Below are 13957 nucleotides of genomic sequence, written 5' to 3'. Positions count from 1 at the left end.
CCGATGAAGGACATCCCGGGCACCGTGTCGTGCATCGACGGCAGCACCTTCATCGTCTCGGATTCCAGCGGTGACGTGGAGTCCTCGCCCGCGACCCCGGTCGGCCTGTTCGCCGCCGACTCGCGCTTCCTGTCCCGCTGGGTGCTCACCGTCAACGGCGAGCGGCTGACCGCGCTGTCGGTGGACGACAGCCAGTACTACGAGGCCGCGTTCTTCGTGGTGCCGGGCGGGCAGACCGACTACGTGGAGGCCGACGTGTCGGCGATCCGGCGGCGGCGGATCGGGCCGGATCTCACCGAGTCGCTGACGGTGTTCAACTACGGCGAGAAGGAGATGGACCTCGATGTGCGACTGGAGGTGGCGGCCGACTTCGCCGACATCTTCGACATCAAGTTCGACATCCGCCAGAAGGCCGGCAGTCACTACACCCACGTCGGTCCGGACGAGTTGCGCCTGGGCTACCGGCGCGGCACGTTCCAGCGCGAGGTGTCCGTATCGGCGAGTGAGCCCGCCGACTTCGACCGGGACGGTCTCCGCTTCACGCTGCGGCTGCCGCCCGGCGCCCGGTGGTCGACGGAGCTGCGGGTGGTCATGCGGGCGCTGCGTCCGGACGGTGTCGACCTCCGCGCCCCCGTGCGCGCGCTGCGTCCGGACGCCGCCACGCTGCCGACGAGCGTACGGGAGTGGGTCGCGGAGGCCCCGAAGCTCGACACCGACAGCGACGCACTGCAAGAGGTGTACCACCGCAGCCTGGTGGACCTGGCGGCGCTGCGCTTCGCTCCGCTCTCGCTCAGCGGCGCGACCGTGCCGGCGGCCGGGTTGCCCTGGTTCATGACCCTGTTCGGTCGGGACAGCCTGCTGACCTGCCTGCAGACCCTGCCCTTCACCCCGTCGCTGACCCCGCCGACGCTGCGGATCCTGGCGTCGTTGCAGGGCGCCCGGACCGACAACGTCCTGGAGGAGGACCCCGGTCGGATCCTGCACGAGCTGCGCTACGGCGAGTCGGCCGCGTTCGAGGAGCAGGCGCACTCGCCGTACTACGGCACCGTGGACGCCTCGCCGCTGTTCGTGGTGCTGCTCGACGAGTACGAACGGTGGAGCGGCGACACGGCGCTGGTGATGGAGCTGGAGCAGGAGGCCCGGGCGGCCCTGGCGTGGATCGACCAGTACGCCGACCTGACGTCCACCGGCTACCTCTGGTATGAGCGACGCAACCGGGTCACCGGGCTGGAGAACCAGTGCTGGAAGGACTCCTGGGACAGCATCTCCTACGCCGATGGCCGGCTGCCGGGCTTCCCCAGGGCCACCTGCGAGGCCCAGGGCTACGCCTACGACGCCAAGATCCGGGCGGCGCGGCTGGCCCGTACGTTCTGGAACGACCCGGCCTACGCGGACCGGCTGGAAAGCGAGGCGGCGGCGCTGTACGAGCGCTTCAACCGGGACTTCTGGCTCGACGACCGGGGTTACTACGCGCTCGCCCTCGACGGCGACGGCACTCCCGTCGACAGCCTCTCCTCCAACATCGGGCACCTGCTGTGGAGCGGGATCGTGCCCCCGGAACGGGCCGCGCGGGTCGCCGAGCACCTGCTGGGACCGGCGCTCTTCTCCGGCTGGGGAGTGCGGACCCTCGCCGAGGGGCAGGGCCGCTACAACCCGCTCGGATACCACCGTGGCACCGTCTGGCCCTTCGACAACTCGTTCATCGCCTGGGGCCTGCGCCGCTACGGATTCGCCGCCGAGGCGGGACGCATCGCCGAGGGCATCATCGACGCGGCCACCTACTTCCAGGGCCGGCTTCCCGAAGCCTTCGGCGGGTTCGACCGGCACACCACGCGGTACCCGGTCCGGTACCCCACCGCCGGCAGCCCACAGGCATGGTCCAGCGGAGCGTCCCTGCTGTTCATCCGGATCATGCTCGGCATCGAACCGCACGAGGACCATCTCGCCGTGGACCCGGCACTGCCTCCCGGCTTCGACCGGCTCGCACTGCTGGACATCCCGGGCCGCTGGGGCAGGGTGGACGCGTTCGCCCGGCACCGCTTCGACCGGCCGCGAGCCAACGGCGGCGGATCCGACCCGGGCCCTGCCTGAGCCGGAGCCGAACCCTGGATCCCGGTGGAGCCCGTCACCGGCTGATCTCGTCCAGCACACCACGCTGGAAGGCGCGGGCCTCGGGACCGCTCGGCGGCGGCCCGCCGGCCCGCGCCGCGATCGACCGTTCGATCAGGTCGGCAGCCGCGCCGCCGGTCGCGTGGCCGGCGGCCCCACCGCCGATCAGGCGGCGGGCAGCCGCGCCGTCGTCGGTCGGGTCGGCCCGCCGGCCGTCGGCGGCCAGCCGGCGGCCGGCGTCGACCTTCGACAGCCAGACGCCGTGCCGGACCTTGACCAGGGAGCGGCAGGCGCCGAGCACCGCGTCCTCGGCCCCGGAAGCGGGACCGTCGCCGGGCGGGGCCGGCAGGGCCAGCCACCAGCGCAGCGCGTCGGTCAGCAGGCGGCGCAGGTCGGCGGGGGAGAGGTCGGCGAAGGCCTCGGCGGCCGGCGGCCCGAGCAGCGCGTACCCGCACTGGTGCAGGATGCTGCGGTCCAGGCCGTACCAGAACAGGCCGTCCCCGGCGGGGCGGTCGGCGGCGGCCCACGTGGCCCGGAACGGCATCCGCGCCCCGGTGTTCAGCTCGACCTCGAACCCGGGTTCCGGCGTGCCGGAGCGGGCGACCTCCCGGCGGTACACGACCAGCTCCAGCCCGCGCGCGGGGCACGGCAGCGCCTCGTGCCGCAGCCGCGCCACCAGCTCCTGCCCGCGCCCGAGGTCGAGGGCGTCGGCGCAGACCAGCGCGACGTCCACGTCGCTGCGCCCCGGCTGGTACGCGCCCAGCCCGACCGAGCCGGCCGCGTACGCCCCGACGAGGTCGTCGCCGAGCACGTCGCGGGCGGCGGCGACCAGGTCGGCGAGGTAGCGGCGCAGGGGCGGGTCGAGGTCAGTCATCGGACTCGGCCCAGGCCGTCCCGGCGGGCAGGAACCACGCGCCCGCCTCGGCGCCGAGGGCGTGCGCGACGGTCAGCCGGGCGTGCCGGTCGAGCGCGGGCAGCCGGTCCGGCGGGAACCACTCCACGGCCACCGACTCGTCGTCGTTGACCCGGGCGGTGCCGGCGACCAGCCGGCAGTGGAAGCCGAGGTTGAAGAACTCGCAGCGGTCGCCGTTGGGGTAGGTGTGCGGGTGCGACACGACGCTGCTCAGGCGGACCGGCTCGACCTCCAGGCCCGTCTCCTCCCGCACCTCGCGGACCACCGCCGTGGCCGGCTGCTCGCCCGGCTCGACGATGCCGCTGACCACCGACCAGCGCCCGTCGTCGGCACGCCTGCCGAGCAGCAGCTCGCCGGCGTCGTTGCGCACCACCGCGCTCACGCTCGGCAGCAGGAGCAGGTCGTGGCCGACGCGCTCGCGCAGCCGCAGGATGTGGTCGGGAACGCCCATCCGGCGACCCTAACCGCCCCCCGTCCGTCAGTCGGGGCACGACAGCCGTTCCAGGGCGACGGGGCCGGCGTCGGAGGGCACGGCCAGCGCGAAGCACGCCGCCGAGTCGGCCCGCTGCCAGCCGAAGACGGAGGCCGCCGTCTTCGCGACCCGGACGCGGAAGACCAGCCGTACGGTCGCCTCCGCGCGGGGCCCGTCGCTGCGTACGGTCAGCACCTCGACCCCGTCCACCGCGTCGGCGGCCCGCCGCAGCGTCGACTCCCCGGCGGTCGGTTCGGCGAGCAACCGCGCGCGGGCGAGCTGCGCGGTGGCGGTCACCTCCCGCTCGGCCCGTTGCTCCAGCCGCTGCTGTGACCGGGCCCGCAGCAGCGGCAGCCCGGTGGCCGCCCCGACCACCGCCAGCACGATCGCCGGCACCGCCACCGCCAGTACGCGCCGCGGCCACACCGATGTCCCACCCCCGTGTCGCACGGGGCGATTGTGCGCCACGGCCCCGCCCCGCGGCTGCCCCGTCGCGGGCCGACGGGACGGGCACCGTACCCCCGAATGGCCCTGTTTTCGCAGTTCCAGCCCTTGACGGCGGGGGCACGTCTACTGTGGAGAACATCGGCGACTTGTGGTGTTCCGGTGGCGGCCGGGTGGTTCGCGGTGCACAGTGATCCCATGAGCGACAGCGGAAGCGGTGGGCACTTCTACTGGTGCACCCGGCACCACCGGGTCGAGACCGACGCCGACGTGTGCCCCGCCAGGCACGTTCTGGGGCCGTACGCCTCAGCCGCCGACGCGGAGAACGCCCTGCAGACGGTGCGGGAGCGCAACGACGCGTGGGAGGCCGAGGACGCCCGCTGGGCCGGGGAGGACAGATAGGCGGCGCGGGACGGCCCGCGCCGAGGCACGTGGTGCTCCGCGAGGGCGAGAGCACGTCCCCAGGAAGGGAACCGAGATGGCCGAAGCACAGCAGGCCACCACCCGCCCGGCCGCCAGACGTACGCCCGCCAGGAAGACCGCCGCGGCGGAGCGGACCGCGGGCACGACGCGGACCGTGCGCCCGGCCGCCACGTCCACGGCGGCGAAGAAGGCACCGGCCAGCAAGGCGACCGGCGGCGCGGGACGGGCCCCGGCGAAGAAGACCACCGCCGCGAAGGCTCCCGCCGCGAAGGCTCCCGCCGCGAAGGCTCCCGCGAAGAAGGCTTCCGCTGCGAAGGCTCCCGCCGGGAAGGCTCCCGCGAAGAAGGCGGCGACCAGGGTCGCCACCGCGGCGAAGAAGACGACGGGCGCGGCGAAGAAGACGACCGCCACCGCCGCGAAGAAGGCGCCCGCCGCGGCGAAGCGGACGACGGCGGCGGCCAAGAGCACGGCGGCGAAGAAGACGACCTCGGCGAAGACGCCAGCCCGGCAGGCGGCGACGAAGGCCGCCACCACGGCAAGGAAGGCCACCGCCAGCGGCACCGCCCCCGCCCGCAAGGTCACTTCGGCGGCGAAGAAGACCACGACGGCGGCGGGGAAGAGCACCACCACGGCGGCGAAGAAGACCACGACGGCGGCGAAGGCCCCGGCGAAGAAGGCCACCGCCGGGAAGACGACGCCGGCCAAGAAGACGACGGCGGCGAGGAAGACGGCCGCGACCCGGCCCACCGGCGGCGCCCGCAAGGCCGCCGCGACGAAGGCCCCCGCCAACAAGGCCACCGCGACCTCCTCGGCCACCACCCGCAAGGCGGCGGCGAAGAAGGCCCCGGCGAAGAAGACGACAGTCGCCCGGGCGCCGGCGAAGAAGGTCACCGCCCGCAAGGCGCCCGCCCCGACGACCGCGGCCCGGGCCACCGCACCCCGGGGCGTACGGGCGAGCGCGCGCAGGGCGACCGGCTGACCGCGACGCGGATGACCGGCGCTCGCCGGGAAGCGGATCATCCGCCACACTGTCAGGATTGACCCCGTGGTGATCCGACGCGTACTCGCACCCCGCATCGACTTCGGCGCGCTGCGCCGCGAACTGGGACTGCCCGAGGGGTTCCCGGCCGAGGCGCAGCGCGAGGCCGACGCCGCGGCGGCCGCGCCGCCCCGGCCCGCCGCCGACCGTACCGACGTCCCGTTCGTCACCGTGGACCCCGCCGGTTCCCGCGACCTGGACCAGGCGATGCACCTCGCCCGCCGCCCCGGTGGCGGCTACCGGGTGTCGTACGCGATCGCCGACGTCGCCGCGCACGTCCGCCCCGGCGGCGCGCTGGAGGAGGAGACCTGGCGGCGCGGGCAGACCGTCTACCTGCCCGACGGCACCGTGCCGTTGCACCCCGAGACCCTCAGCGAGGGCGCGGCCAGCCTCCTGCCGGACGTCGACCGGGCCGCCGTGCTGTGGACGATCGACCTGGACGCCGACGGCGGCACCGTCGGGGTCACGCTCGAACGCGCGCTGGTGCGCAGCCGGGCCAAGCTGGACTACGTCGGCGTCCAGGCGGACGCCGACGCCGGCCGGCTACCCGATGCCATCGCCCTGCTGCCCGAGATCGGGGCCCTGCTCACCGCGCGCGGGCTGCGCCGGGGAGCGATCAACCTGCCGCTGCCCGAGCAGGACGTCGAGGCAGACGGCGACGGCTGGCGGCTGGTGCTGCGCGGGCCGGTGCCGATGGAGGAGCACAACGCCCAGATCTCGCTGCTGACCGGGATGGCCGCCGCCGACATCATGCTCGCCGGCGGCATCGGCCTGCTGCGTACGATGCCGGCGCCGAAGCCCGAGGCGGTGGCGCGGCTGCGGGCCGCCGCCGCCCCGCTGGGCGTGCACTGGCCGGACGGCGCCGGCCCCGGCGAGGTGATCGCCGGGCTGGACCCGTCGCAGCCCCGGGCCGCCGCCTTCGTGGACCAGGCCGCCGAGCTGATGCGGGGCGCCGCGTACACGGCCTTCGACGGCACGCCGCCCGAGCAGCGGGAGCACGGCGGGGTCGCGGCCGCGTACGCCCACGTCACGGCGCCGCTGCGGCGACTGGCCGACAGGTACGCCACGGAGGTCTGCCTGGCCCTGCACGAGGGCCGTGCGGTGCCCGACTGGGCCCGCGCGGCGCTGCCCCGGCTGCCCGAGGTGATGGCCACGACCGACCGGACCGCCTCGGCAGCCACCCGGGGCGCGATCGAGCTGGCTGAGGCGGTGCTGCTGGAGCACCGGGTGGGGGAGACCTTCGACGCGGCGGTGCTGGACGTCGACGCGGCCCCGGACGGCAAGGCCCGCCCGGGCCGTCGGCCCGGCGGCACCGTGGCGCTGGACGAACCGCCGGTGCGCGCCCGCTGCCTCGGCGAGCTGCCGCTCGGCGAGCGGGTGCGGGTCCGCCTGGTCACCGCCGACCCCGCCACCCGCGCGGTGGCCTTCGAACTGGCCTGATCCGCCGGCCCGCCGCCTCTGCGCGCGATGGCTGCCGGGCGGCCCCGGTCCCGCTGGCGGACGCCCCGGCACCGTCGGCGGCAGCGGGGATTGTCACAGCGCCCACCGGTGCCGCCGGCCTGCGGGTTTGCGAGGATGGCGGCATGGCTTACGACGCGAGCACGCTGCCCGACGTGTCCGGGCTGACCGTCGGCATCATCGGCGGCACCGGCGACCAGGGGAGGGGCCTCGCCTACCGGTTCGCCCGGGCCGGCCTGTCCGTGCTGATCGGGTCCCGTACCGCCGAGCGGGCCGTCCGGTCCGCCGAGGAGATCGCGGCCCTGCCTGGCGTGCCCGCCGGGGCACCGGTGGCCGGCGGCGGCAACGAGGACGTGGCCCGGCGCAGCGACGTGGTCGTCATCGCGGTGCCGTGGGACGGGCACGCCGCCACCGTCGCCGCGCTCGCCGAGCCGCTCGCCGGCAAGATCGTCGTCGACTGCGTGAACCCGCTCGGCTTCGACAAGCAGGGCCCGTACGCCCTCAAGGTCGCCGAGGGCAGCGCCGTGCAGCAGGCCGCCGCGCTGCTGCCCGACTCCCGGGTCTGCGCCGCGTTCAACCACGTCAGCGCCCCGCTGCTGGCCGACCCGGAGATCGAGCGGATCGACCTCGACGTGCTGATCTGCACCGAGGACCGCGAGCTGGTCGGCGTGGTCGCCGCGCTGGCCGCACGGATCCCCGGCATGCGCGGCATCTACGCCGGCCGGCTACGCAACGCCCACCAGATCGAGGCGTTCACCGCCAACCTGATCGCCATCAACAAGCGCTACAAGGCGCACGCCGGCATCCGCGTCACCGACCTCTGACGGCCGGCCGCGTCCGCCGCTTCAGACCTTGGTAGGAAACGGCCCCTCCAGGGGCCTGCTCCTACCAAGATCTCTACCCGCGTCCGAGCGGGTGGCGGCGGTAGTGGGGGTGCGGAGGACCGACGGTGAGGGCGTTCTCGTCGAGGCCGTTGTAGACGACCAGATCGGTGTCGGCGAACGCGAAGCCGAGTGCGATGCTGCCGTTGGCCAGGTCGCCCGTCCCGCCCCACCACTCCAACAGCGCGACCTCGCGCAACCGGCGGCCCGGCAGGGCGGCCAACCCAGGCAGCGGCTCGGCACGCCAGGCCAGCCGGAAGCCGTCGGAGGTGGGCCAGGCGAGCGTGCCGCCCGGGGAGACCGAGTTCCAGGTGATCGAGAGATCGTCGAACTTCTGGTGGTTGACCTCCACCTGCTCGCCGGCGAAGTCCAGCAGCACCGGACAGTCCGCGAACCACTCGTCCTCGTCCAGATCCCAGACCAGCCAGACGCGAGTGAGCGTACGGCCGGCCAGCGCGGCGAGCCGGGCGCCGTGCGCCGTCTCGAGGTCGGGCCGCCCGTGCAACCAGGTCGGCCGGTAGCCGGGGATGCCAAAGTCGAACACCGGACGATTGTCGGCCACGAGGCGGACGGGGCGGGGAGGGGCCTTGGGCGCCGGTGCCGCGTACCACCTCCCGCCCGGACGCCGGTCCTGCGACGTCCGGGCGGGAGGCGGCCGGCCGGTGTCAGAAGGTGTGTTCCTCGGCGGGGAAGTCGCCGCCACGGACCTCGTCGGCGAAGCGCCGCGTCGCGTCGGTCAGGGCGCCCGCCAGGTCGGCGTAGCGCTTCACGAAGCGCGGCGCCCTGCCGGTACGCAGGCCGGCCATGTCCTGCCAGACCAGCACCTGGGCGTCGGTGTCGGCGCCGGCGCCGATGCCCACGGTCGGGATCGGCAGCTCCGCCGTGATCCGCTTGGCCACCTGCCCCGGCACCATCTCCAGCACCACGGCGAAGGCGCCCGCCTCGGCCACCGCCCGGGCGTCGGCGATCACGTCGTCGGCCGTGTCGCCGCGCCCCTGCACCCGGTAGCCGCCGATGGCGTGCTCGCTCTGCGGGGTGAAGCCGATGTGCGCCATCACCGGGATGCCGGCGCCGGTGATGGCGGCGATCTGCGCCGCGCAGCGCCGGCCGCCCTCCAGCTTCACCGCGTGGCAGCCGCCCTCCTTCATGAACCGCACGGCGGTACGCAGCGCCTGCGTGGGGCCCTCCTCGTAGGAGCCGAACGGCAGGTCGCCGACGACCAGCGCGTGCCTGGTCGCCCGGACCACCGCGCGGACGAGCGGGAGCAGCTCCTCGGCGGTCACCGGGACCGTGGTCTCGTAGCCGAAGACGTTGTTGGCCGCCGAGTCGCCGACCAGCAGCACCGGGATGCCGGCCTGGTCGAAGATCGAGGCGGTGTACTGGTCGTACGAGGTTAGCATCGGCCACCGCTCGCCGCGCTCCTTGGCGGCGATCAGGTCGCGGGTGCGTACCCGCCGGGTGGCCGGGCCGCCGTAGAGGGCGGTCACCTCGGACGGGGTGGACTCCACCATGGCTCTCTCCTTCCTCGAGGCCGCGTGCGCGGTCCCCGGGTTCCGCCGCGATCGTCGCACCCGACGACCGGCCGGCGGCAGAGCGCAGTGGAGGATGTCACTCCCGGGCCGCTGCCGGCCCGGGAGCGACCCGGCTCAGCCGTCCTCGCGCCACCGGTTCGTGATCGGCAGCCGCCGGTCCCGCCCGAAGGCCTTCATCGAGATCTTCGCGCCCGGCGCGGACTGGCGGCGCTTGTACTCGGCGGTATCCACCATCCGCAGCACCCGGTCGACGACGGCCGGGTCGTGGCCGGACGCGACCAGCCCGTCGCGGCCCAGGTCACCGTCGACGTAGCCGATCAGGATCGGGTCCAGCACGTCGTAGTCGGGCAGCGTGTCGCTGTCGAGCTGGCCCGGGCTCAGCTCGGCGCTCGGCGGCTTGCCGATGGAGTTCTCCGGGATGGGCGGGGTCTCGCCCCGGCGGGCGGCGTCGGCGTTGCGCCACTTCGCCAGCCGCCAGACCAGCGTCTTCCAGACGTCCTTGACCGGGTTGAAGCCGCCGACCGAGTCGCCGTAGAGGGTGGAGTAGCCGACCGCCAGCTCGCTCTTGTTGCCGGTGGTCAGCACCAGGTGCCCCTCCTGGTTCGACAGCGCCATGAGGATCACCCCGCGTACGCGCGCCTGGAGGTTCTCCACGGAGACCCCGGAGAGCGACATGTTCGCCAGGAAGGTGTCCACCATCGGCTGGATCGGCTCGACCCGGTAGTCGAGCCCGGTGCGCTTCGCCAGGTCGGCCGCGTCCTCCCGGCTGTGCTCGGAGGAGTGCTGGCTGGGCAGCGAGACGCCGACCACCCGGTCGGGCCCGAGCGCGTCGACGGCCAGCGCGGCCACCACCGCCGAGTCGATGCCGCCGGAGAGGCCCAGCACCACCGAGGGGAAGCGGTTCTTGTTGACGTAGTCGCGCAGGCCCAGCACGAGCGCCTGCCACACCTCGGCCTCGTCGGCCACCGGGGCGATCGTCCCACCGGTGACGGCCGGCCCGGCGGGCGCCGGCGGGATGTCCCCGGCCTCCGCCCGCACCACGCGCATCCCGTCCGCCAGCTCCTGCTCCGGGGCGACCGGCTCGCCGGCGGCGGGCAGCTCCACGTCGTGCACCAGCAGGTGCTCGACGAACTGCGGGGCCCGGGCGAGCAGCGTGCCGTCGGCGCCCACGATCATCGAGTCGCCCTCGAAGACCAGCTCGTCCTGCCCGCCGACCATGTTGACGTACGCGATCGTCGCCCCGGCCTCGGCGGCCCGGCGGCGGACCAGTGGCAGCCGGACGTCGTCCTTGTTCAGCTCGTACGGCGAGCCGTTGACGCAGAGGACGAGGCCGACGCCGGCCTGGCGGGCGGCGGCGAACGGACCGCCGGCCTGCCACAGGTCCTCGCAGATGGTCAGCGCCACGTCCACCCCGCCGACGCGGACGACGCTCAGCGCGTCGCCGGAGACGAAGTAGCGGTCCTCGTCGAAGACGCCGTAGTTGGGCAGGTGGTGCTTGAAGTAGGTGGCGACGATCCGGCCGTGGTGCAGCAGGGCCGCCGCGTTGCGGGCGCCGCGACCGGGCTCGGCGTCGCCGCTGACCTGCGGCGGGCCGTCGGCGTCCAGATAGCCGACCAGCACCGGCAGGGCGCCCGACCCGTCGGCGTCGAGGTCGGCGGCGAGGCGTTCCAGCGCGGCCTTCGACGCGGCGACGAAGGACCGGCGGAAGACCAGGTCCTCGACCGGATAGCCGGTCAGCATCATCTCCGGGAACGCGACGATCTGGGCGCCGGCGTCGGCGGCCCGGCGGGTCCAGTCACGGACCAGGCCGGAGTTGCCGGCGAGGTCACCGACGGTCGGGTTGACCTGGCACAGGGCGAGACGCAGGGTGGGCATGTCCTCATCTTGCCCCAGCCGTGCGGACCCGACACGCGGGCGGGGCGGGACGACGGGAGCCGCGGGACAGGGCGGGACGCCGGCCGGCCGGTCGCGTAACGTCGGCGTAACGAGGCCGGTGGAGACTGGTCGGTCAGGCCGGGTCGACCCCGGTCGCAGGTGCGCAACGGTGTCGCGAGGGGTGGAAGTGGACCGTCAGCAGGAGTTCGTCCTCCGTACGCTGGAAGAGCGGGACATCCGGTTCGTCCGGCTGTGGTTCACCGACGTGCTGGGCACGCTCAAGAGCGTGTCGGTGGCCCCCGCCGAGCTGGAGGCGGCCTTCGAGGAGGGCATCGGGTTCGACGGCTCGGCGATCGAGGGCTTCGCCCGGGTCTTCGAGTCCGACATGGTGGCCATGCCCGACCCGACGACCTTCCAGGTCTTCCCGTTCGAGGGCGGGGCCAGCGGCGAGAGCGCCCGGATGTTCTGCGACATCCTGCTGCCCGACGGCGGCCCGTCCTGGGCCGACCCGCGGCACGTGCTGCGCCGGGCGCTGTCCAAGGCCGCCGAGAAGGGCTTCACCTTCTACACCCACCCCGAGATCGAGTTCTTCCTGCTGGAGAACGGTCCGATGGACGGCTCGGTGCCGGTCCCGGTCGACACCGGCGGCTACTTCGAGCACACCACCCACGCGGTGGCCCGCGACTTCCGCCGGCAGGGCGTGCTGGCGCTGGAGCGGATCGGCATCTCCGTGGAGTTCAGCCACCACGAGGTGGCCCCCGGCCAGCAGGAGATCGACCTGCGCTACGCCGACGCGCTCACCACGGCCGACAACATCATGACCTTCCGGCACGTGGTCAAGGAGGTGGCGCTCTCCACCGGCGTGCAGGCCACCTTCATGCCGAAGCCGTTCACCGACCAGCCGGGCAGCGGCATGCACACCCACCTGTCGCTGTTCGAGGGGGAGCGCAACGCGTTCCACGACGCCAGCGACCCGATGAAGCTGTCCAAGGTGGCCCGGGCGTTCATCGCCGGGCTGCTGGTGCACGCCCGGGAGTACACGGCCGTCACCAACCAGTGGGTCAACTCCTACAAGCGGCTGTTCCCGCAGGCGTTGCCGGACCGGGTGACCGAGAGCCCCGCGTACGTCTGCTGGGGTCACCTGAACCGGTCCGCGCTGGTCCGGGTCCCCGCCTACGGCAAGCCGAACTCCGCCCGGGTGGAGGTCCGCTCGCCGGACTCGGCGGCCAACCCCTACCTGGCCTTCGCGGTGCTGCTCGGTGCCGGGATGAAGGGCATCGAGGAGGGCTACGAGCTGCCGCCGGGCGCCGAGGACGACGTGTGGTCGTTGACCAGCGCCGAGCGGCGGGCGATGGGCTACGAGCCGCTGCCGGAGAACCTGGCCGAGGCGATCGACGTGATGGCCGGCTCCGAACTGGTCGCCGAGGTGCTCGGCGAGCACGTCTTCGACTTCTTCCTGCGCAACAAGCGGGCCGAGTGGGAGCAGTACCGCCGCGAGGTCACCCCCTACGAGCGGCAGCGATACCTGTCGCTGTAGGCCCCCTCCCGGAGCCGGAGCGGGGCTCCCGCTGCTGGCGCGGTGCCGCTATCGTCTCGGTCACCGCGCCGGCACCCCCGCCGGGCGCAGAGTTCGGGAGGCAGTCGGTGCTGGAAGACCTGCTCAGCGGAGCCTGGCAGAGCGTCGTGTTCGGGGTCGTCGGGGTGGCCCTGATGGCGGCCGGGTTCGGGCTGGTCGACATGCTCACCCCCGGCAGGCTGCGGGAGCTGATCTGGGTACGGCGCAACGGCAACGCCGCGCTGCTGCTCGCCGCCAACCAGCTCGGCATCGCCGGGATCGTGTTCACCGCGATCCTGACCAGCTACAGCGACTTCGCCAAGGGGCTCGCCTCGACCCTCGTCTTCGGCCTGGTCGGGCTGGTCATCATGGCGCTGGCGTTCTTCGTGCTGGACCTGCTCACCCCCGGCAAGCTCGGCGAGATCATCTGCTCGGACGAGCCGCACCCGGCGGCGCGGGTCAGTGCCGCCACGCACTTCGGCGCCGCGCTGATCGTCTGCGCCTGCATCGCCTGACCTGTCCCGTCACACCCCCGTCGTAGGTTGCGGGGGTGAACCGGACGGACCGTCTCTACGCCCTGGTCGAGGAGCTGCGCGCCGTGTCGCCACGGCCGCGCAGCGCCCGCTGGCTCGCCGCCCGCTTCGAGGTGAGCACCCGCACCATCGAGCGCGACATCGGCGCCCTCCAGGAGTCGGGCGTGCCGATCTGGGCCGAGCCGGGCCGCACCGGCGGCTACGCGCTCGACCGGGCCCGCACCCTGCCGCCGGTCAACCTCACCCCCGTCGAGGCGGTCGCCATGGCGGTGGCGTTGCACCGGATGCGCGGCACGCCGTTCGCCGCCGCGGCCGGCACCGCCCTGCGCAAGCTGATCTCCGTGATGCCGGCCGCCGACGCCGCCGAGGCGCACCGGCTCGCCGCCCGGGTGCACCTGATCGGCGACGGCCCGGTGACGCCCGTCCCGGCCGCCGTCGCCGACGCGGTGCGCGCGCGACGCGTGCTGCGCCTGCGCTACGCCGACCGCGCCGGTGCCGGCTCGCTGCGTGACGTGGAGCCGCTGGGCTACCTCGGCAATCCCCGACACTGGTACCTGCTCGGCTGGTGCCGGCTGCGGGCCGGCATCCGCGCCTTCCGCGTCGACCGGATCACCTCGGTCACGACCCTCGCCGAGCGGGTGCCGGAGCGCGAGCTCTCCGCCGACGACATCGACATCCCCCAGGAGCGGATCCGCCGGCTCAGCCTGGTCTGAGCCGGGACAG

At 74.1% G+C, this 13957-nt stretch carries 13 protein-coding genes; 6 read left to right on the top strand and 7 right to left on the bottom strand.

What is annotated here, in order from left to right; genetic code table 11:
* Positions 1 to 3: 3 nt before the first annotated feature.
* A complete protein-coding gene (locus AC0OO9_RS06530; protein ID WP_484516296.1) occupies positions 4 to 2091 on the top strand; it encodes an amylo-alpha-1,6-glucosidase in 2088 nt (695 codons plus the stop codon).
* A 34-nt stretch (positions 2092 to 2125) separates the two neighbouring features.
* Here the strand turns inward: AC0OO9_RS06530 and AC0OO9_RS06525 are convergent, their stop codons facing one another.
* The 4 genes from AC0OO9_RS06525 to AC0OO9_RS06510 all read right to left on the bottom strand — a co-directional run bounded on the left by AC0OO9_RS06525 (position 2126) and on the right by AC0OO9_RS06510 (position 5381).
* Positions 2126 to 2983: a nucleotidyltransferase domain-containing protein gene (locus tag AC0OO9_RS06525; protein ID WP_484516294.1), complete on the bottom strand. Its 858-nt coding sequence runs from the start codon at positions 2981 to 2983 to the stop codon at positions 2126 to 2128.
* On the bottom strand, positions 2976 to 3473 hold the full coding sequence (locus tag AC0OO9_RS06520) for an NUDIX hydrolase (RefSeq protein ID WP_484516292.1): 498 nt from the start codon (positions 3471 to 3473) through the stop codon (positions 2976 to 2978). Before AC0OO9_RS06520 ends, AC0OO9_RS06525 begins: the two co-directional genes overlap by 8 nt.
* 27 nt (positions 3474 to 3500) lie before the next feature.
* Positions 3501 to 3920, bottom strand: coding sequence for a hypothetical protein (locus AC0OO9_RS06515; protein WP_484516290.1), 420 nt, complete (start codon positions 3918 to 3920; stop codon positions 3501 to 3503).
* Between the two features lie 324 nt (positions 3921 to 4244).
* Positions 4245 to 5381, bottom strand: coding sequence for a hypothetical protein (locus tag AC0OO9_RS06510; protein ID WP_484516288.1), 1137 nt, complete (start codon positions 5379 to 5381; stop codon positions 4245 to 4247).
* Between the two features lie 25 nt (positions 5382 to 5406).
* Between AC0OO9_RS06510 and AC0OO9_RS06505 the strand changes: the two genes are divergently transcribed.
* Both AC0OO9_RS06505 and npdG read left to right on the top strand, forming a co-directional pair.
* Positions 5407 to 6840, top strand: a complete 1434-nt coding sequence (locus AC0OO9_RS06505) for an RNB domain-containing ribonuclease (RefSeq protein ID WP_484516287.1) — start codon at positions 5407 to 5409, stop codon at positions 6838 to 6840.
* Between the two features lie 143 nt (positions 6841 to 6983).
* On the top strand, positions 6984 to 7682 hold the full coding sequence (gene npdG, locus AC0OO9_RS06500; RefSeq protein WP_484516286.1) for an NADPH-dependent F420 reductase: 699 nt from the start codon (positions 6984 to 6986) through the stop codon (positions 7680 to 7682).
* A 73-nt stretch (positions 7683 to 7755) separates the two neighbouring features.
* Here the strand turns inward: npdG and AC0OO9_RS06495 are convergent, their stop codons facing one another.
* The 3 genes from AC0OO9_RS06495 to AC0OO9_RS06485 all read right to left on the bottom strand — a co-directional run bounded on the left by AC0OO9_RS06495 (position 7756) and on the right by AC0OO9_RS06485 (position 11146).
* The gene (locus AC0OO9_RS06495; protein WP_132237314.1) at positions 7756 to 8283 is read right to left on the bottom strand and encodes a hypothetical protein; all 528 of its coding nucleotides are present in this window, start codon (positions 8281 to 8283) and stop codon (positions 7756 to 7758) included.
* Between the two features lie 121 nt (positions 8284 to 8404).
* Positions 8405 to 9250: a 3-methyl-2-oxobutanoate hydroxymethyltransferase gene (gene panB / locus AC0OO9_RS06490; RefSeq protein ID WP_311414958.1), complete on the bottom strand. Its 846-nt coding sequence runs from the start codon at positions 9248 to 9250 to the stop codon at positions 8405 to 8407.
* A 135-nt stretch (positions 9251 to 9385) separates the two neighbouring features.
* Complete coding sequence (locus tag AC0OO9_RS06485; RefSeq protein ID WP_484516283.1) at positions 9386 to 11146, bottom strand: NAD+ synthase; 1761 nt, start codon at positions 11144 to 11146, stop codon at positions 9386 to 9388.
* Positions 11147 to 11333: 187 nt separating this feature from the next.
* Here AC0OO9_RS06485 and glnA point away from each other — a divergent pair, with 187 nt between their 5' ends.
* From glnA to AC0OO9_RS06470, 3 genes are all read left to right on the top strand, one after another.
* Positions 11334 to 12683, top strand: coding sequence for a type I glutamate--ammonia ligase (gene glnA / locus AC0OO9_RS06480; protein ID WP_484516282.1), 1350 nt, complete (start codon positions 11334 to 11336; stop codon positions 12681 to 12683).
* 107 nt (positions 12684 to 12790) lie between these two features.
* Complete coding sequence (locus tag AC0OO9_RS06475; RefSeq protein WP_132237322.1) at positions 12791 to 13216, top strand: DUF350 domain-containing protein; 426 nt, start codon at positions 12791 to 12793, stop codon at positions 13214 to 13216.
* Positions 13217 to 13251: 35 nt separating this feature from the next.
* Positions 13252 to 13947 (top strand): helix-turn-helix transcriptional regulator, encoded by a 696-nt coding sequence (locus tag AC0OO9_RS06470; protein ID WP_484516279.1) that lies wholly within the window; start codon positions 13252 to 13254, stop codon positions 13945 to 13947.
* Positions 13948 to 13957 lie beyond the last annotated feature (10 nt).

The organism is Micromonospora sp. USAFONa4 (genome assembly GCF_057197825.1).
The sequence above is the reverse complement of the archived record's forward strand: the minus strand, read 5'-3'. Positions and strand labels throughout refer to the sequence as shown.

What these genes read in the sequence shown, in the direction of transcription:
- AC0OO9_RS06530 (WP_484516296.1), top strand. Translation starts at nt 4, where the DNA reads ATGAAGGACATCCCGGGCACCGTGTCGTGCATCGACGGCAGCACCTTC.
- AC0OO9_RS06525 (WP_484516294.1), bottom strand. Translation starts at nt 2,983, where the DNA reads ATGACTGACCTCGACCCGCCCCTGCGCCGCTACCTCGCCGACCTGGTC.
- AC0OO9_RS06520 (WP_484516292.1), bottom strand. Translation starts at nt 3,473, where the DNA reads ATGGGCGTTCCCGACCACATCCTGCGGCTGCGCGAGCGCGTCGGCCAC.
- AC0OO9_RS06510 (WP_484516288.1), bottom strand. Translation starts at nt 5,381, where the DNA reads ATGATCCGCTTCCCGGCGAGCGCCGGTCATCCGCGTCGCGGTCAGCCG.
- npdG (WP_484516286.1), top strand. Translation starts at nt 6,984, where the DNA reads ATGGCTTACGACGCGAGCACGCTGCCCGACGTGTCCGGGCTGACCGTC.
- panB (WP_311414958.1), bottom strand. Translation starts at nt 9,250, where the DNA reads ATGGTGGAGTCCACCCCGTCCGAGGTGACCGCCCTCTACGGCGGCCCG.
- AC0OO9_RS06485 (WP_484516283.1), bottom strand. Translation starts at nt 11,146, where the DNA reads ATGCCCACCCTGCGTCTCGCCCTGTGCCAGGTCAACCCGACCGTCGGT.